The sequence below is a fragment of the Pseudomonas sp. AOB-7 genome, assembly GCF_003696305.1.
Lineage (GTDB): Bacteria > Pseudomonadota > Gammaproteobacteria > Pseudomonadales > Pseudomonadaceae > Aquipseudomonas.
Genome location: NZ_RFFK01000002.1, coordinates 85,028 through 102,191, shown reverse-complemented (window position 1 = coordinate 102,191; position 17,164 = coordinate 85,028). Strand labels below are relative to the sequence as shown.

The window sequence follows — 17,164 nt, the reverse complement described above, 5'->3', positions numbered from 1 at the left end:
CTGATGACGGCCGCGCTAGCGGTTCAGCTCGGCCTGCACCTTGCGCGGCAGCACGGCGAGAAAGTTGTCGCGCGCCACCTGCTGCGCCACGTCCGGCGGCAACGCATCGAGGAAGGGGACGAACCCCCTCATGTACTCGCCCAGGCTGCCAAAGCGGCCGACCACGTCGGAGCCGAGCATGAAACGCTGCGGATAGCTGCTGACCAGGTGCACCCAGTCCGCATCCGCCTTGCCGTTCTCGTCCAGCAAGTAGGGGCGCAGCATGGTCCAGGACAGGTCGATGTACAGATTGGGGTACTCGCCGAGCATGCGCTCGAGGGTAGGCAGGAGAAAATCCAGCTTGTCCTGATGCCGGTGAATTTCCATGCTGGTGCCGGCATGCGCCCAGATGAAGCGCACGTGCGGGTGGTTGCGCAGCGGGTCTTCGATCTCCTGCAGGTAGAGCGGGTTGCGCTCGCGCTTGGAGGTGATGTTGGAGTGCAGCATCACCGGCAGATCGTACTCGGCGGCTAGATGGAAGACCCGCGTCAGCGCCTCGTTGTTGGCCCGCGGGGCGCTGCCGTGGATCAGCGCGGTGAGGTCGTCGTGGCGGGTGAAGATCTCGCCGATGCCCTGCCACAGCCCGGGGTCCAGCTCGAGCATGCGGCGGATATGGGCGTCGGCGTTCTTGTCATTGGGGTTGAAGCCGGACAGGAAGGGGTGGAAGCGCTGGCGCTGCTCAGCCGGCAGGCGCTTGTAGGCGGCGGCGACGAACACATCGGTGGCGCTGTACCAGTAGGCATTGGCGTCGTCGCCGGCGTAGTAGCGCGGCCGCTTGGGCTCGTCCTCGTCCCATTTCTTCGCCACCGGGATGCCGGACAGCATCACATGGTCGATGCCGCTGGCGGCCATCTGCTCCAGCAGCTCGTCCATCCCGGCGCTTTCCTGGAAGAAATCCACGTAGTGCAGATGGGCGTCGCTGTAGCGGTAGTCGCGCGCCTGGGCATTGCAGGCGAGCAGGCCGGCGAGCGCCAGCGCGATAACACGGAAAATGGGCAAGACGCGTCCTCCTGACAGGTTCGAGCAGCATAGACCCCGGGCCGGCCCGGCGAGTTCGCCGCACCGCGCTGGTGCAGCAGCGGCCGGCAGCGCGCCAGCGTCGCCCCGGGCGCCTGGCGCTCGCCGCCAGGGCGCGGTGCCGCGCCAATGCTGGCACTTGGCTTGCAACGCCACGTGCAGACCATCAAGGGGACTCACCATGCTGCAGTTGCTGCGCAAACCGAACCGCCAGGCTCAGGACGAAGCCGCCCTCGACGCCCTGTTCCAGCACCACGACCTGACCACCCGCCTGCCCGAACATCGGCAGTGGATGGCGCGCCTCAACGGCTTCAGCGCCGGCCTGCAGCAGCGCATCCGCGCCAGCCTCGGCGCCGCCGTCGGCATCGCCGCCCATGCCCCGCAGCTGGCGCGCATCGCCGCCGCCAACGAGCAGAGCGGCCAGGCCCTGGCGCAGTCCTCGGAGCTGATCGCCAGCGCCAGCGAACAGGTCACCACCACCCTCGACGCCGAACTGGTGCCGGGCGCCGGCGCGGTGGCGCGGCTGTCGGCCGAGGTCTCGGCGACCCTGCGCCAATGCCAGCAGAGTGGCCAGACGGTGCTGCGCCAGGTCGAGGCGATCGGCGCCAGCGAGGCGCAGCTGGGTCAGGTGATCGAGCAACTGGCCGGCCAGCTGGACGAAGTGAGCAAGGTCATCGGGGTGATCGCCAGCATCTCCCAGCAGACCAATCTGCTGGCGCTCAACGCCGCCATCGAGGCTGCCCGCGCCGGCGAGCACGGCCGCGGCTTCGCCGTGGTGGCCGAAGAGGTGCGACGCCTGGCCGGGCATACCACCGCGGCCACCGACCAGGTCAGCGGCATCATCGAGCGCTTTCGCGACGGCATGCGCCAGCTCGGCGACGCCGGCGGCCATATGCACCAGGCGGTGGCCGACGGCCGCGACGGCATGCGCGAAGTCGGCGCCGGCCTGGACAGCACGCGCCAGGCCATGGACCGCCTGGACGCCCAGGTCGGCCAGATCGCCGCCGGCACCGAGCAGATCGGCCAGGCGCTGCGCTCGATCAACGGCGACGTGCAAGCCATCGCCCAGGTCGCCGGCGAGCTGCTCGGCAAGGCCGGCCAGGTGCTGCACCACAGCCAGGCGGTGCGCGAGGACGGCGACCGCCTGCTGGCCGGGCTCGGCGATTTCCGCCTGGAGATCCACAGCGCGGTGCGCGCCGGCGTCGAGCGCCTGGCCGGCGAACCGGCGCTGGCTGGCGAGCCGCTCGCCGCCGAGCGCCTGCTGCGCGAAACCCTGGCCCGCGACAGCCGCTTCGAGCTGTTCTATCTGGTCGACAGCCGCGGCGTGCAGCTGTCGGAGAACGTCTTCGCCGCCGACGTGCCGCACCACGACAGCGCCAGCTGCCGCGGCCGCGACTGGAGCCAGCGACCCTGGTTCCGCGCCGTCGCCGACGGCCTGCGCAGCCATATCACCCAGGTCTACCGCTCCTCGGCCACCGACGCTTTCTGCTTCACCGTCTCGGTGCCCATCCTCGACGCCCAGGGCCGTCTGCTGCGCGTGCTGGGCGCCGACGTGCGGCTGTCGGCGCTGGTCTGACCGACCCGGCCTGCGCTAGGCTGGCAGCACCATCACTCGCCGGGACACCCGCCATGATTCGCGTAAGCACCGCCAAAGGCCTGTTGCATCACATCGACATCGGCCCGCATCGACTCGACAGCGACGTACCAGCGGAGCTGGGCGGCGACGGTGCCGGGCCGGAGCCGCACGACCTGTTCGACGCCGCCCTCGGCGCTTGCAAGGCCCTGACCCTGATGCTCTACGCCCGCCAGCGCGGCTTGCCGCTGGAGGGGCTGGACGTGAAGGTGGAGCGCGACGACAGCGAGGAGCGCCAGGGACGTTACCGCCTGGCGGTGGAACTGGAATTGCGCGGTGCGCTGGATGACAGCCAGCGCCAGCAACTGCTGCGCATCGCCGACAAGTGCCCGGTGCACAAGCTGATGACCGGCACCGAAATCCAGGTCGACACACGCCTGAGCGGAGCACGGCCATGAGCGACCTGCTGCTGATCCGCCCGCGCGCCGAGGATATCGCCGGCCAGCCGATCCTGCGCCCGCTGCCCTCGGCGCAGTGCCGCAGCGTCGGCCCCTTCGTGTTCTTCGACCATATACTGGCGCAGCCCTACCCGGCCGGCAGCGGCATGGACATCGCCCAGCACCCGCATATCGGCCTGTCCACCCTCACCTACCTGTTCGAGGGCCAGTTGCAGCACAAGGACAGCCTCGGTTCGGATCAGCTGGTCGGCCCCGGCGACGTCAGCTGGATGACCGCCGGCCGCGGCGTCGCCCACGTCGAGCGCACCCCGCCGCAGCTGCTTGGGCAGGCCAAGCGCCTGCACGGCCTGCAGGTGTGGCTGGCGCTGCCGACAGCCGAGGAGAACGGCGAGCCGGCCTACAGCCACCACCCGGCCAGCACGCTGCCGCGCAGCGACAGCCTGGGCGTGCAGATCACCCTGATCGCCGGCAGCGGCTTCTGCCTCGAGTCGCCGGTGCCGGTGCGTTCGCCGACCCTCTACGCCGAACTCAAGCTGGCCGCCGGCGCCAGCCTGGCGATAACGGCCGAGCACCGCGAGCGGGCGCTGTACCTGATCGACGGCGAAGCCGACCTGGACGGCACGGCCCTGCCCCTTCATAGCCTGGCCGTGCTGGAGGAAGGCGCCAGCCCGACCCTCAGCGCCTGCAGCGAGTGCCACCTGGCGCTGATCGGCGGCGAACCGCTGGGGCCGCGGCGAATGAACTGGAACTTCGTCGCCAGCACCCCCGAGCTGATCGACCAGGCCCGCCAGCGCTGGGCCGCGGGCGACTGGCCGCAGGTGCCTGGCGAGACCCGGCGCATCGAACTGCCGCGCTGAGCAGCTTTTTGTTGCACTCGCGTGATCCGCTGACGCCGCCGGCGGGTATAAGCTTCGGGCGGATTGAACCAGGCCAACGGATGACCCATGGCGGATCGCGACTTCGACTACGACAGCACCCTGGAAGCCTGCGCGCGCGGCGACGAGCGCGCCTTCCAGGCGCTCTACCGACAGGAGGCCGGGCAACTGCTCGGCCTGGCTATCAGCATGCTGGGCCGCCGCGATATAGCCGAGGATTGCCTACATGATGCCTTCGTGCGCATCTGGCAACACGCCGCGCGTTATCGACGCGAACTGGGCAGCGGTCGCGCCTGGGTGCACAGCATCCTGCGCTACCGCGTGCTCAACGCCCTGCGCAGCGGCGGGCGACAGGTCGAGGTGGACGATGACTTCATCGAGCGCGTGCTGGACGACAGCCCGCAGGCCGAGGCGCAGGCGCTGCAGCAATCCGAGCGGCGCCTGCTGCGCAGTTGCCTGCAACGCCTGGAAAGGCCACGCCGCCATCCGATTCTGCTGGCCTTCTACCGTGGCCTGACCCACGAGCAGATCGCCAGCCGCCTGAGCACACCGCTGGGCACCATCAAGGGCCGTATCCGCGCCGGCCTGCGCGCGCTGCAGGAGTGTCTGCAAGCATGATTCCGCACGACCCCGAAGAACGTCGCGCCCTGATCGGCGAGTACCTGCTCGGCCTGCTCGACGGCGCCGAGGCCGACGAGGTGCGCCAACTGCTGGAGCACGACGAAGACGCTGCGCGCATGGCCCTGGACTGGGAGCGGCACTTTCTCGAACTGAGCGACCGGCTGCCCAGCCAGGCCCCCTCGCCGGCACTCTGGGTGCGTATCCGCCGCAGCCTGGGCCTGCATGATGAGCCACGCCCGAGCGCCCTGGCCAACTGGTGGAACAGCCTGCTGACCTGGCGCCTGACCGCCGCCACACTGGCCGCTGCCCTGCTGGTCGCCGTGCTGCTGCCGATCCTGCGCAGTCCGGACATCGCCGGCGAACGCTACACCGTGGTGCTGCAGCAACCGGGTGAAGCGGCCAAGCCGGGTTGGGTCATCCAGGTCGGCAGCGATGGCACGCTGCTGCTCGATCCGCTGGTCGCCGACCAGGTGCCGGAAGGCCGCGCCCTGCAGTTCTGGACGCTGATCGATCCGGCCGAAGGCCCGCGCTCGCTGGGCCTGGTCGAGGCCGGCAAGCCGCTGCGCCTGCCCGCCGAACAGATCGGCGCCGTGCAGGCCGGCCAGCTGTTCGAGCTGACGCTGGAACCGGCCGGTGGCTCGCCCTACGACCGCCCTAGCGGCCCGGTGCTCTATATCGGTCGAGCCGTGCTGGCCAGCGCCAACTGATAGGCCTTGCCGGCCGCTCGGTCGGCAAGCCGCTTGAAAAAAATTTCCGCCGCCGACATCCAGCTCCATTCCTCGCGGGTATAGCTCTCAGGTGTTTCGTCGAGGCACCTGCGAAACCGGCCAGCCGGTTTCGTCTCGATGCTGAAACCTTCACGAGGAACCCACATGAAACGCATCACTACCCTCTGCACCGCCGGCCTGCTGACCCTGGGCACAGTTGCCGCCAGCGCTACCGAACTGCTCGCACTGAGCGCCGATGGCACGCTGTACAAGGTCGATGTCGCCAGCCTCAAGGTCAGCGGCAGCATGGCGGTCAGCGGCGCCAGCGACCTGCGCGGCCTGGATGTGCGCCCGGCCAGCGGCCAGGTCTATGCCTTGAGCGGCGCCGATCGGCTCTACACCCTCGACGCCGCCAGCGGTCAGGCGACTGCGGGCAGCAAACTGCAAACCGCGCTGGCTGGCAGCGGCCAGGCCGTGGTCGACTTCAACCCGGTGGCCGACCGCCTGCGCCTGCTCGGCCCGGACGGCACCAGCCTGCGGGTGAATGTCGATACCGGTGAAGTGGCCGTGGACGGCAAGCTCGCCTATGCCACCGACGGCCCCTACGCCGGCCAGCAGCCCAAGGTGGTCGCCGGTGCCTACACCAACGCCTATGCCGGCACGCAGAGCACCGCGCTGTACAACATCGACCTGGCCAGCGCCAGCCTGATGCTGCAGAACCCGCCGAACGACGGCGTGCAGCAACTGGTCGGCAAGGTCGCCGATGGCCTCGCGGCGGCCGCCATGGACATCGCCAGCGATGGCAAGGGTGGCAACACGGCCTTCGTGCTGACCGGCAAGACCCTGCATCAGCTCGATCTGGCCAGCGGCAAGCCGACCACCCTGGGCGACATCGCCGATCTGCCGGACGGCATCATCGATATCGCCGTGCTGCCTGCGAAGTAAGATGAAAAAAGGCTGCGCCCACTGGGCGCAGCCTTTCGTTCAACGCGTGGTATACCCGCGGTCACTGCTCGGCGAAGACCTCGTCGAACAGATCGTTCATCGCCTTGAAGGCCCGCGCAGCCACCACCGGATGATATTCGTTGCGTCCCGGCACGTTGGCCTTGGGATTGGTGAACGAGTGCACCGCACCACCGTAGCTGACCAGTTGCCAGTCGGTCTTTGCCGCCTTCATTTCGGCGATGAAGCCGTCGACCTGAGCCTGCGGCACGGCCGGATCATCGGCACCGTGCAGCACCAGCACCGGCGCCTGGATATTCTGCGCATCACTCGGGTTGGGCGTGTCCAGGTTGCCGTGGAAGGACACGAAACCCTTGAGCGGCGCGCCCGAACGCGCGAGCTCCAGCACCGTGCCGCCACCGAAGCAGAAGCCGATGGCGCCGAGCTTGTCGAGATCCAGCGCCACCTCACCGCTCTGCGCCTTGAGCACCTCGACCGCCGCCTGGGCGCGCTTGCGCATCAGCGGGCGATCGGCGCGCACGGCAGTGGCCGCGGCACCCGCTTCTTCGGCGTTGCTCGGACGAATCGACTTGCCGTACATGTCGGCGACGAACACCACGTACTTGTCGCCCGCCGCACGGGCGGCCTTGGCCACGGTGTCCTCGTTCACTCCCATCCAGTTGGGCACGGCGAGCAGCCCCGGACGCGGCGTGGTCACCGAGTCGTCGTATACCAGCACGCCTTCGAAGGCTTCGCCTTCGATCTCGTAGGCAATCGTCTTGGTCACGACAGCCGCGTCGGCAAGACCGGCGAATGCGGCGCACAACAGGGGAACCAGTGTCTTCTTCTGCATGGCGAGGCCTTCCTTCGCAAGGGTTGGCCCCTAAACATAGTCCTGCAACCGGCGATGACCAAGCCGCGGGTGCACGGGTTTGACACAGGACATGTCAGAGTACCCCCAGCCCGGTCCAGTGTGCCTTCCGCAGTAGCCAGGGCAAGCGCCTGGCGAGCGCTTGCGCCATCTGCGGCACTGGCTTGTTTGTCCTGCAAGAATGCGCAGAACCATAAAAAAAGCCCGCCGAAGCGGGCTTTTCTACTGCTTGGCCAGTCAGGCGGACAGCTCCACCAGCAGCTTGTTCAGGCGCTGCACGTAGGCGGCCGGATCCTTGAGGCTGTCGCCGGCGGCCAGCGCGGCCTGGTCGAAGAGGATGTGCGACAGGTCGACGAAGCGGTCCTCGTCGGCCTCGGCATCCAGACGCTCGATCAGCGGATGGCCGGGGTTGAACTCGAAGATCGGCTTGGATTCCGGCACCTTCTGCCCGCTGGCCTCGAGGATCTGGCGCATCTGCAGACCTAGGTCCTGCTCGCCGATGGCGAGGATCGCCGGCGAGTCGGTCAGGCGATGCGACACGCGCACCTCCTTGACCTGCTCGCCCAGCGCGCCTTTCAGACGCTCGATCAGCCCTTCCTTGGCCTTGGCCACTTCTTCCTGGGCCTTCTTGTCCTCTTCCGAGTCCAGCTTGCCCAGGTCCAGGTCGCCACGGGCCACGTCGACGAACTGCTTGCCGTCGAACTCGGTCAGGTAGCTCATCAGCCACTCGTCGATGCGGTCGGTGAGCAGCAGCACCTCGATGCCCTTCTTGCGGAACACCTCCAGGTGCGGGCTGTTCTTGATCTGCGCGTAGGATTCGCCGGTCAGGTAGTAGATCTTGTCCTGACCTTCCTTGACCCGACCCAGGTAGTCGGCCAGCGACACCGACTGCTCGTCGCCCTCGCCTGCGGTGGAGGCGAAGCGCAACAGACCGGCGATCTTCTCCTTGTTGGCGAAGTCTTCCGCCGGGCCTTCCTTGAGCACCTGGCCGAAGGCCTTCCAGAAGGTCTTGTAGTCCTCCGGCTTGTCCTTGGCCAGCTTCTCCAGCATGTCCAGCACGCGCTTGGTCAGCGCCGACTTCATCGAGTCGATCACCGGATCCTTCTGCAGGATCTCGCGCGACACGTTCAGCGACAGGTCGTTGGAGTCCACCACGCCCTTGATGAAACGCAGGTACAGCGGCAGGAACTCGTCGGCCTGGTCCATGATGAACACGCGCTGCACGTAGAGCTTGAGGCCCTTGGGCGCTTCTCGGTGGTACAGGTCGAACGGCGCGCGGCCCGGCACGTAGAGCAGCGAGCTGTATTCCAGCTTGCCCTCGACCTTGTTGTGGCTCCAGCTCAGCGGGTTCTCGAAGTCGTGGGCGACGTGCTTGTAGAACTCCTGGTATTCCTCATCCTTGACCTCGCTGCGCGGGCGGGTCCACAGCGCGCTGGCGCGGTTGACGGTTTCCCACTCCGGCTCGGCCGGCTTGTCCTTGTCTTCGCCGTAATGCTCTTTCGGCAGCTCGATGGGCAGGGCGATATGGTCGGAGTACTTCTTGACGATATTGCGCAGGCGCCAGCCGTCGGCGAACTCCTCCTCGCCGCTTTTCAGGTGCAGGACGATGCGGGTACCGCGCTCGGCCTTGTCGATGGTGGCGACCTCGAACTCGCCCTCGCCCTTGCTCGACCAGTGCACGCCCTCGCTAGCCGGGGCGCCGGCACGGCGGCTGAACACATCCACCTTGTCGGCGACGATGAAGGCCGAATAGAAGCCCACGCCGAACTGACCGATCAGGTGCGAGTCCTTCTTCTGGTCGCCGGAGAGGTTCTTGAGGAAGTCGGCGGTGCCGGACTTGGCGATGGTGCCCAGGTGCGCGATGACTTCCTCGCGGCTCATGCCGATGCCGTTGTCTTCGAGGGTGACGGTCTTGGCGTCCTTGTCGAAGGACAGGCGGATCTTCAGCGGATCGCCGCCTTCGAGCAGCTCGGGCTTGGCCAGCGCCTCGAAGCGCAGCTTGTCGGCGGCATCGGAGGCGTTGGAAATCAGCTCGCGCAGGAAGATTTCCTTGTTCGAGTACAGCGAATGGATCATCAGGTGCAGCAGCTGCTTCACCTCGGTCTGGAAGCCCAGGGTTTCTTTTTGAGTTTCCACACTCATGGTCGTCTAACTCCACATGCAGGACTAAGCCACTAACGCGGCGGATGTCCTACAGGTGGGGGCAGTGCGATGGATTTCAAGGGCTTGGCTGAATCAGGGCTCGAGCAATTCGAGGCGGCCGATTTCCTGCGGCTTGAAGCTGAAGCTGGCCTGGCCGGCGCCGCTGCCCAGCTGCTGGTTGAGGCGGATGCTGCCGTCGGCGTCGATGCCGACGAAGCGCCCCTCCACCGTGCCGCCGCTGGCCTTGCTCAGGCGCATGCTGAGGTTGCGGTACTGCTCGGGGTTGCGCTGCAGGCGCGCCAGGCTGAAGCGCTGGCGGCGGTCGAGCGGTCGGCTGAGGCGCTCCTCCACCGGCTGCGCCTCGGGCTGCGCGGCCGGCGGCGCCGCAGCCAGCGTCGGCAGCGGCGGAAAGCGATCGCCAAGCACTGCCCAGCCCTGCTGGTCGCGCTTGCTCAGGCGGATCGGCAGACGCTCGGCACGCCCGTCGATCACGGCTTCGACCGGCAACTCCAGCTCGTCGCCGTCGAAGGTAAAGGGCGGCAGTTTCAGCTCGCGCACGTCGCGGCTGGCGAAACGCCGCTGCAGGTAGTCGTGCAGCACATAGGCGATGGTGTCGCGCGAGTCGAAACGGCGGTCGACTTCGCCGTCCTCATAACGCAGGCGGTCGCTGTACAGCTCCACGCGGCCGCTCAGGCTGGTCTTGAAACGCGGCGGCAGCACCAGGTGGAAATCGCCGACCAGGCGGTTCGGCGCCTGCGGTTGCAGATCCAGGTGCAGGGTATAGCCGCGGCTCAGGCGCCGCGCCTCGGGCAGGTCCTGCTCCGGCAGCAGCCAACTCAGCTCCACCTCCGGCAGGTTGCCGCCGTCCTGCGGCAGTACGTCGAGGCGCAGCGCGCCGCTGACCGGCTGGGGCAGGCGGATGTTCAGCTCACGCTGGGCGAAGAAATCCAGGCCCTCGCGCAGGCTGAGCACGCCGTCGATCAGCTCGCCCTGTTGCGGGCGGAACGGCTGGCCGTTGAGCTCGCCGCGCAGCTCGATGGCCAGCTCGGCCGGCACCTGTACCTCGGGCTTGAGCCAGTCCAGGCGCATGATCGCCGCCAGGCGCTCGGCATCCTTGGCCGCCAGCAGGGTCAGGCCGACCACCAGGGGAATCACCCCCAGGCCGATCAGCGCCACGGCGCTGCGCGCCCGCGACCAGTGGCGTAGCAGGTAGATCAGGGTCAGCGGCGGGATCAGGCTGCCCCAGCCCCACAGCAGGCTGGTGGCGAACGCCCGCATCACCAGCCAGACCAGACCGGCCAGCATCAACAGCAGGCCACCGATTATCAGCAACGCATCCATCCACAGGTTCCTTGTCGTTATTGCGGCGCGCTGCGTTAAGGCTCGTCGACCTTGAAATGGGCGCGGGCGGTGGCGATCGGCTCGGTCTGGGTGGTCTGCCAAGCGGTGATCGCCACGTTGGCGACCCGCCGGCCCTGGCGCCAGACCTGGCACTGCGCGTAGGTGTCACGATAATGACCGGCGCGCAGGTAATCTATCGAGAAGTCGATGATTTTCGGCAAATGTGGAATGCCCATGAACATCAGCAGATGGAGCATGGCGGCATGTTCCATGAAGCCGGCGATCACCCCGCCGTGCAGCGCCGGCAGCACCGGGTTGCCGATGCAGTCGCGGTTGGCCGGCAGGCGAAACACCATGTCCTCGCCCAGGCGCAGGCACTCGATGCCGAGCAGCTTGGCGTAGGGGATCAGGTTGATCAGCGGGTCGTAGTCGTTCTGCTGGTGGGCGCGGGCCACCAGTTGCTCCAGGTTCAGTTCGCTCATGCCGCACCGCCCTGCTGGATGTTCTGCTTCAGCTCGCCGCCACCCTGTACGGCCTTGCCCATACGCATGAAGGCGCCGACGACGTGGGCGATGGGCTGCTCGGGATCGTCCTGGTAGGCGTAACCGCGGGTGAAGATGACGTTGGGGGTGACCCGGTAGCACTCGGCGAAACCGAACACGTCCTTGCCGGGCTCGGCCGGATGCATGTAGTCGATGCGCAGGTCCAGAGTCGGGCAGATCTCGAACTCCGGCAGCACGCAGACGGTGGAGATGCCGCAGGTGGTGTCCATCAGCGTGGTGATGGCGCCGCCATGGATCACGCCGCTGTCCGGGTTGCCGACTATATACGCGCTGTACGGCAGACGCAGGGTCAGTCCCTGGCTGTCGGCCGCCTCCACGCGCATGCCCAGCACCTGACAATGACGCAAGGCGGCGAGAAACCGCTGCGCACGCGCCTGAATCGACTGCTCGCTCATCACTACGACCCTACTGCTTCACGGGAAAAGGCCGCGCATGATAACGCCTCGTGGCCCCGCCCGGCCAAGGCCGGCGAGGCGCACCGGGAACTTAAGCGCATCCGCTCGCTCCAACGGGGTGCGCATGGGATCACCCCAGCCGCCTATAACTTCCACACATGGAGTGCCGACCGTGAACAAACCCCTGACTTATGCCCTGCTGCTTGCCGCTACCCTGGGTCTCGCCGCCTGCGAGAAGACCCCGGAAGACAAGATGGAGTCGGCCAAGGAGTCAGCCTCTGAAGCCATGGAAAACCTGGGCGACGCCGCCAAGGAAACCGGTGAAGCCATCGAACAGAAAGCTGACGAAGTGATGGGCACCGAGCCGACCACTGGCGAAAAAATTCAGGACGCCGCCGAAGACGCCGCCGATGCCATCGAAGAGGCCGGCGACGAAGCCAAGGACGCCGTCGAAGGCCAGTAAGGCCCGAGCAACGAAAAAGGCCCGCCAATGCGGGCCTTTTTCTTTTACAGCGCCGGGCTGAGCATCAACAACAGACTGCACAGCAAGCCGACCACCCAGATCAGGCTGCGCTGCCAGTGCAGGTCGTACCAGTAGCACAGCAGGTACAGCACCCGACTGACCACGAAGGTCACCGCCAGCACATCCACCAGCACCCCGTAGGTCTGGGTCACGTGGGCCATCAACACGCCGACGGCGAACAGCGGGAAGGCCTCGAAGCTGTTCTGGTGGGCAGCCAGGGCGCGCGCGCCGAAGCCCGTCAGGCGGTTCTGCTGGGTACGTGGATGACGGTTGTCGTAGCGCCCGCTACCCTCCTCGGCCATCGCCTTGGCCACCGGGGCCTTGGCGATGAAAATCAGCAGGGCGCTGATGAAGACGCACCAGAACGGCAGACTCATTCGCTCTTCTCCTTGGCCACTTCGGCGGCCGGCGTTGGGGTGTAGACCATCACTTCCAGCACATCCGAGTGGAATTCGCGGCGATACAGCACCAGCACCACGCCGGCGCTGACCAGCATGAAGAACCAGGGATTGATGAACCAGGCCAGGGTCGCCATGCCGAAGTAGTAGGCGCGCAGCCCCTGGTTGAACTGGTTGGCGGCCATCGAGATGACCCGCGCGGTGCGCTCGGCGAAGGCCTTGCGCTCCTGCTCGGTGACGTGCCGTTCGCCGACCATGGGCGCCGAACCGACCAGCACCGCGGCGAAGTTGTACTGGCGCATGCACCAGCTGAAGGTGAAGAAGGCGTAGACGAACACCACCCCCAGGCACAGCAGCTTGACCTCCGACAGCTCGCGGCTGGCCGGTTGCACGAACGGCAGGTCGGCCAGCAGCGACAGCGCGCGGTCGGAGGCGCCGAGCACGGTGAGGATGCCGGCGAGGATGATCAGGGTGCTGGAGGCGAAGAAGGAGGCGTTGCGCTCCAGGTTACCGATCACGTTGGCGTCGGCGATGCGGTTGTCGCGCAACAGCATGCGGCGCATCCAGTCTTCCCGGTACAGGTGCAACACACTGGCCAGACAGGGCGTGGCGCGGCCCTTCCACAACGCATAGCGGGTGTAGCCGGCCCAGCAGACGACGAACCAGAGCGCAGCCAGTAGATGGGGCAAGTAATAATCGCTGATGGGCATGCCAACTCCTTGTAGGACTGGCGGCGATTATAGCCAGGGCACCCCGGCGGTTGCCCAAGAAAAAGGCCGCCTCATGGGCGGCCTCTGATGGCGCTGACGACTCAGGCCGCAGCCGGCTGGCGCAGGGCCAGCAGCCGGTCGAGCGCCGCGGCCAGCACCAGGGTCACCAGCACCGGCAGCAGCCAGCCCAGGCTCTGATCGGCCAGCGGCAGTTGGCCGAACCAGGCCGGTACCTGCTCGCCCCAGCCCGCCGCGGCGATGCCGTCGGCCAGGCCGAACACCAGGGTCACCGCCATCACCGGCACGAACACCAGCGACTGCGAGACCCACAGGCGATTGGCCAGGCTCAGCGCCACCAGCACGATGGCCAGCGGATAGAGGCCCACCAGCACCGGCACCGAGACGCTGATCAACTGGGTCAGGCCCTGGTTGGCCACGCCCAGGCTGAACAGACCGAAGACGATCACCACGCTGCGGTAGGACACCGGCAGCAGGTTGCTGAAGAACTCGCCGCAGGCGGTCAGCAGGCCCACCGCGGTGGTCAGGCAGGCCAGGGTGATGACCACCGCCAGCAGCAGGCTGCCGGGGGTGCCGAAGGTGTGCTGCACGTAGGAGGTCAGCACCTGCACGCCGTTCTGCGCATCGCCGGCAATGCCCTGGCTGGTGGCACCGAGGTAGAACAGCGCCAGATAGACCAGCGACAGGCCGATGGCGGCGACCACCCCGGCGATCACCGAGTAACGGGTGATCAGGCCGGCGTCGCTGACGCCGCGGTCGCGGATGGCGCTGGCGATGACGATGCCGAACACCAGCGCGCCGAGGGTGTCCATGGTCAGGTAGCCCTGCAGGAAGCCCTGCACCAGCGGCGCCTCGCGGTAGCTGTCGGCCACCGTGCCGATCTCGCCGGCCGGCGCGAACAGCGCCGCGCCGCCCAGCACCAGCAATGCCGCCAGCAGCACCGGGGTGATGTACTTGCCGATGCGGTCGACCAGTTGCCCGGGGTTGAGCGAGAGGAACAGCACGGCGGCGAAATAGGCCAGGGTATAGAGCAGCAGCGGCAGGCCCTCGTTGCCGGTGAAGGGCGCCACGCCCATCTCGAAGGACACCACGGCGGTGCGCGGAGTGGCGAACAGCGGGCCGATGGCCAGGTACACCGCCACCGCCAGAACGGCGCCGGCGAGCTTGCCGATGGGCGCGGTCAGGCGCTCCATGCCGCCGCCGACGCGGGCCAGGGCTACCACGGTGAGCAGCGGCAGGCCGACGCCGGTGAGCAGAAAGCCCAGCGCCGCTGGCAGCAGGTTCTCGCCCGCCGCCAGACCGGCGCTGGGCGGAAAGATGATGTTGCCGGCGCCGAGAAACAGCGCGAATGTCATGAAGCCGAGGGCCAGGAGGTCCGAGCCTTGCAAACGAGTCATAAAGGGGAATACCACAAGCAGGAAATCGAAGAGTTGCGGGGGTTTCCTTCAGGGATCGGGGAAACGTCGCCCGAGCGTTTGGCTCGAACCACTGCAGGCATCGCCAGGCGCTTGTGGCGCCGCGGACACCGGATAGTTGCGATACTAACGAAATTTACGCGATAGCAGCACAGTCGCCGGACGAGCTGTCGAACTGGCGTAACTGACTGTCGCATGCCCGACAGTTGCACGGCTCCAGCGACAACTGCCCTGCCCGCCTGCCTTCCTGCAGGAGCGAAGGGCGACGTTCCGCTGTATTCGCGATTTCGCTGCGAGCTTTGCGGATGAATCCGCCACGACCCGGACCTGCGCAGCATCGACAGGCAGCAGGAACGGACGCAAACAAAAAGGCCACCCGAAGGTGGCCTTTTTGCGCAGAGTCAACCAAGGCTTAGGCCTTCTTGACTTCCCAACCGGTCAGCTCGGCCAGGGCCTTGCCGATGTCGGCCAGGGAGCGCACGGTCTTCACACCGGCGTCCTGCAGCGCAGCGAATTTCTCGTCTGCAGTGCCCTTGCCGCCGGAGATGATGGCGCCAGCGTGGCCCATGCGCTTGCCGGGCGGAGCGGTCACACCAGCGATGTAGGAAACCACCGGCTTGGTGACGTTGGCCTTGATGAAGGCCGCCGCTTCTTCCTCGGCCGAACCGCCGATCTCACCGATCATGACGATCGCTTCGGTCTTCGGATCGTCCTGGAACAGCTTGAGGATATCGATGAAGTTGGAGCCTGGGATGGGGTCGCCGCCGATGCCCACGCAGGTGGACTGGCCGAAGCCGGCGTCGGTGGTCTGCTTCACGGCTTCGTAGGTCAGGGTGCCCGAACGGGACACGATGCCGACTTTGCCTGGCAGGTGGATGTGACCCGGCATGATGCCGATCTTGCACTCGCCGGGAGTGATCACGCCCGGGCAGTTCGGGCCGATCAGGCGTACGCCCAGCTCGTCGCACTTGACCTTGGCTTCCAGCATGTCGATGGTCGGGATGCCTTCGGTGATGCAGACGATCAGCTTGATGCCGCCGTTGGCCGCTTCCAGGATCGAGTCCTTGCAGAACGGCGCCGGCACGTAGATCACCGACGCTTCGGCACCGGTGGCTTCCACGGCTTCCTTAACGGTGTTGAACACCGGCAGGCCCAGGTGAGTGCTGCCACCCTTGCCCGGGGTCACGCCGCCGACCATCTTGGTGCCGTAGGCGATGGCCTGTTCGGAGTGGAAGGTGCCCTGCGAGCCGGTGAAGCCCTGGCAGATGACCTTGGTGTCTTTGTTGATCAGGATGCTCATTACTTACCCTCCGCGGCCTTGACGACCTGCTGGGCAGCGTCGGTCAGGCTGGTTGCCGCGATGATGTTCAGACCGCTGTCGGCCAGGACCTTGGCGCCCAGGTCGGCGTTGTTGCCTTCCAGACGGACGACCACCGGAATCTTCACGCCGACTTCTTTGACCGCGCCGATGATGCCTTCGGCAATCATGTCGCAGCGCACGATGCCGCCGAAGATGTTGACCAGAACGGCCTTCACGTTGCTGTCGGAGAGGATGATCTTGAACGCTTCGGTCACGCGTTCCTTGGTCGCGCCACCGCCTACGTCGAGGAAGTTGGCCGGCTTGCCGCCGTGCAGGTTGACGATGTCCATGGTGCCCATGGCCAGGCCAGCGCCGTTGACCATGCAGCCGATGTTGCCTTCCAGCGCGACGTAGTTCAGTTCCCACTTCTGCGCATGGGCTTCACGCGGATCGTCCTGGGACGGGTCGTGCATGGCGCGCAGCTTGGGCTGACGGTACATGGCGTTGGAGTCGATGTTGATCTTGGCGTCCAGGCAGTGCAGGTTGCCATCGGCCTTGATCACCAGCGGGTTGACTTCCAGCAGGGCCAGGTCGTAGTCCTGGAACAGCTTGGCCAGGCCAACGAAGATGTGGGTGAACTGCTTGATCTGATCGCCCTCCAGGCCCAGCTGGAACGCCAGCTCGCGGCCCTGGTACGGCTGCGCGCCGACCAGCGGATCGATGGTGGCCTTGAGGATCTTCTCAGGGGTTTCGTGGGCCACTTTCTCGATGTCCACACCACCTTCGGTGGACGCCATGAACACGATGCGACGGCTGGAACGATCGACTACCGCGCCCAGGTACAGTTCCTTGGCGATGTCGGTGCAGGATTCGACCAGGATTTTGCTGACCGGCTGACCGTTGGCGTCGGTCTGGTAGGTCACCAGACGCTTACCCAGCCAGTTGGCGGCGAAGGCCTTGGCGTCTTCCTTGCTCTTCACCAGTTTGACGCCGCCCGCTTTACCGCGGCCGCCAGCGTGGACCTGAGCCTTGACGACCCACTCGGTGCCACCGATTTTTTCGCAGGCTGCTGCGGCTTCTTCCGGGGTGTCTACCGCGAAGCCCTTGGATACGGGCAGGCCGTATTCAGCGAACAGCTGCTTACCCTGATACTCGTGGAGATTCATGCTTGTCTACCGTCTTCGTTTAGGTATTGCGCATTCGGCGCTGTACTTGTGATACCGCGCCACCTGTGACTGCCTGAGCAGTCCGCCGGG

At 66.7% G+C, this 17,164-nt stretch carries 17 protein-coding genes and 1 pseudogene; 7 read left to right on the top strand and 11 right to left on the bottom strand.

The window, feature by feature from the left end; translation table 11 throughout:
• Positions 1-15: 15 nt before the first annotated feature.
• Positions 16-1,056, bottom strand: a complete 1,041-nt coding sequence (locus tag EA796_RS04915; RefSeq protein ID WP_122108001.1) for an amidohydrolase family protein — start codon at positions 1,054-1,056, stop codon at positions 16-18.
• Positions 1,057-1,726: 670 nt separating this feature from the next.
• Between EA796_RS04915 and EA796_RS23625 the strand changes: the two are divergent.
• The 6 genes and pseudogenes from EA796_RS23625 to EA796_RS04885 all read left to right on the top strand — a co-directional run.
• Positions 1,727-2,632 (top strand): annotated as a pseudogene (locus tag EA796_RS23625) (methyl-accepting chemotaxis protein); the annotation flags it as partial.
• 53 nt (positions 2,633-2,685) lie between these two features.
• Positions 2,686-3,087, top strand: a complete 402-nt coding sequence (locus EA796_RS04905; protein WP_122107752.1) for an OsmC family protein — start codon at positions 2,686-2,688, stop codon at positions 3,085-3,087.
• Positions 3,084-3,944, top strand: a complete 861-nt coding sequence (locus EA796_RS04900) for a pirin family protein (RefSeq protein WP_122107751.1) — start codon at positions 3,084-3,086, stop codon at positions 3,942-3,944. The genes EA796_RS04905 and EA796_RS04900 overlap by 4 nt, the downstream gene beginning before the upstream one ends.
• Positions 3,945-4,031: 87 nt before the next feature.
• The gene (locus EA796_RS04895; RefSeq protein ID WP_122107750.1) at positions 4,032-4,580 is read left to right on the top strand and encodes a sigma-70 family RNA polymerase sigma factor; all 549 of its coding nucleotides are present in this window, start codon (positions 4,032-4,034) and stop codon (positions 4,578-4,580) included.
• Positions 4,577-5,290 (top strand): anti-sigma factor domain-containing protein, encoded by a 714-nt coding sequence (locus tag EA796_RS04890; RefSeq protein ID WP_122107749.1) that lies wholly within the window; start codon positions 4,577-4,579, stop codon positions 5,288-5,290. Before EA796_RS04895 ends, EA796_RS04890 begins: the two co-directional genes overlap by 4 nt.
• Before the next feature lie 165 nt (positions 5,291-5,455).
• On the top strand, positions 5,456-6,235 hold the full coding sequence (locus EA796_RS04885; RefSeq protein ID WP_122107748.1) for a DUF4394 domain-containing protein: 780 nt from the start codon (positions 5,456-5,458) through the stop codon (positions 6,233-6,235).
• A gap of 61 nt (positions 6,236-6,296) precedes the next feature.
• Here the strand turns inward: EA796_RS04885 and EA796_RS04880 are convergent, their stop codons facing one another.
• From EA796_RS04880 to EA796_RS04860, 5 genes are all read right to left on the bottom strand, one after another.
• The gene (locus tag EA796_RS04880) at positions 6,297-7,085 is read right to left on the bottom strand and encodes a dienelactone hydrolase family protein (protein WP_122107747.1); all 789 of its coding nucleotides are present in this window, start codon (positions 7,083-7,085) and stop codon (positions 6,297-6,299) included.
• A gap of 255 nt (positions 7,086-7,340) precedes the next feature.
• Positions 7,341-9,245, bottom strand: coding sequence for a molecular chaperone HtpG (gene htpG / locus EA796_RS04875; RefSeq protein ID WP_122107746.1), 1,905 nt, complete (start codon positions 9,243-9,245; stop codon positions 7,341-7,343).
• A 93-nt stretch (positions 9,246-9,338) separates the two neighbouring features.
• On the bottom strand, positions 9,339-10,586 hold the full coding sequence (locus EA796_RS04870; RefSeq protein ID WP_122107745.1) for an MFS transporter: 1,248 nt from the start codon (positions 10,584-10,586) through the stop codon (positions 9,339-9,341).
• Positions 10,587-10,621: 35 nt separating this feature from the next.
• On the bottom strand, positions 10,622-11,068 hold the full coding sequence (locus EA796_RS04865; protein WP_021442493.1) for a PaaI family thioesterase: 447 nt from the start codon (positions 11,066-11,068) through the stop codon (positions 10,622-10,624).
• Positions 11,065-11,544: a PaaI family thioesterase gene (locus tag EA796_RS04860; RefSeq protein WP_122107744.1), complete on the bottom strand. Its 480-nt coding sequence runs from the start codon at positions 11,542-11,544 to the stop codon at positions 11,065-11,067. The genes EA796_RS04865 and EA796_RS04860 overlap by 4 nt, the downstream gene beginning before the upstream one ends.
• A 172-nt stretch (positions 11,545-11,716) precedes the next feature.
• On the opposite strand from EA796_RS04860, the gene EA796_RS04855 reads away from it, so the two are divergent.
• Positions 11,717-12,007: a hypothetical protein gene (locus tag EA796_RS04855; protein ID WP_178082535.1), complete on the top strand. Its 291-nt coding sequence runs from the start codon at positions 11,717-11,719 to the stop codon at positions 12,005-12,007.
• 44 nt (positions 12,008-12,051) lie between these two features.
• On the opposite strand, the gene EA796_RS04850 is transcribed toward EA796_RS04855, so the two are convergent.
• The 5 genes from EA796_RS04850 to sucC form a co-directional block, all read right to left on the bottom strand.
• Positions 12,052-12,444, bottom strand: coding sequence for an MAPEG family protein (locus EA796_RS04850; RefSeq protein WP_021442496.1), 393 nt, complete (start codon positions 12,442-12,444; stop codon positions 12,052-12,054).
• Positions 12,441-13,175 (bottom strand): DUF599 domain-containing protein, encoded by a 735-nt coding sequence (locus EA796_RS04845; RefSeq protein WP_122107742.1) that lies wholly within the window; start codon positions 13,173-13,175, stop codon positions 12,441-12,443. Before EA796_RS04845 ends, EA796_RS04850 begins: the two co-directional genes overlap by 4 nt.
• 101 nt (positions 13,176-13,276) lie before the next feature.
• Positions 13,277-14,590: a branched-chain amino acid transport system II carrier protein gene (gene brnQ, locus EA796_RS04840; protein WP_122108000.1), complete on the bottom strand. Its 1,314-nt coding sequence runs from the start codon at positions 14,588-14,590 to the stop codon at positions 13,277-13,279.
• Positions 14,591-15,020: 430 nt separating this feature from the next.
• On the bottom strand, positions 15,021-15,908 hold the full coding sequence (sucD, locus tag EA796_RS04835; RefSeq protein ID WP_021442499.1) for a succinate--CoA ligase subunit alpha: 888 nt from the start codon (positions 15,906-15,908) through the stop codon (positions 15,021-15,023).
• Positions 15,908-17,074, bottom strand: a complete 1,167-nt coding sequence (gene sucC, locus EA796_RS04830) for an ADP-forming succinate--CoA ligase subunit beta (protein WP_122107741.1) — start codon at positions 17,072-17,074, stop codon at positions 15,908-15,910. Before sucC ends, sucD begins: the two co-directional genes overlap by 1 nt.
• Between the last annotated feature and the right edge of the window lie 90 nt (positions 17,075-17,164).